Source organism: Erwinia sp. MYb416 (assembly GCF_037479575.1).
Taxonomy (GTDB): Bacteria; Pseudomonadota; Gammaproteobacteria; order Enterobacterales; family Enterobacteriaceae; genus Erwinia; species Erwinia rhapontici.
In genome coordinates, this window is sequence record NZ_JBBGYT010000048.1 from 1159 (window position 1) to 1850 (window position 692).

General features: G+C 56.1%; 1 protein-coding gene. It reads left to right on the plus strand.

Features of this window, described 5'->3' with window-relative positions:
• Nucleotides 1-692, plus strand: a 692-nt coding sequence (locus WH277_RS00445; protein WP_339503721.1) for an inosine/guanosine kinase, incomplete at both ends; no start/stop codon positions are given.

The following is a 692-nucleotide window of genomic DNA, read 5'->3' on the forward strand; positions in this document are numbered from 1 at the left end:
TGATGGCTTCGTGGCACGTTATGGCCTGAGCCTCGGGCATTCGCTGGTGATTGAGGATGATGTCGCCGAGGCGCTGTATGCCGAGCTGGTTGATAATAACCTGATTACCCATCAGTTTGCCGGTGGCACGATTGGCAATACGCTGCACAACTATTCGGTACTGGCGGATGACCGCTCAGTACTGCTGGGCGTGATGTGTAATAACGTGCAGATTGGCGGTTACGCTTACCGCTACCTGTGTAATACCTCCAGCCGAACCGATTTGAACTATTTGCAGGGCGTGGACGGGGCGATCGGCCGCTGTTTCACACTGATCGGCGATAACGGTGAACGTACCTTCGCCATCAGCCCGGGAATGATGAACCAGCTACGCCCACAAAGCATTCCCGAAGAGGTAATTGCCGGGGCATCTGCGCTGGTGCTGACTTCTTATCTGGTGCGCTGCAAGCCGGGTGAACCGATGCCGGAAGCGACCATGCAGGCAATCCACTGGGCGAAGAAACATAACGTCCCGGTGGTGCTGACGCTGGGAACCAAGTATGTGATTGCCGATAATCCGCAGTTCTGGCGTGATTTCCTGCGTGACCATGTCTCTGTGGTGGCCATGAATGAAGATGAAGCTTTCGAGCTGACCGGTGAGCGCGATCCGTTGCAGGCGGCGAATATTGCCCTCGACTGGGTGGATCTGGTCC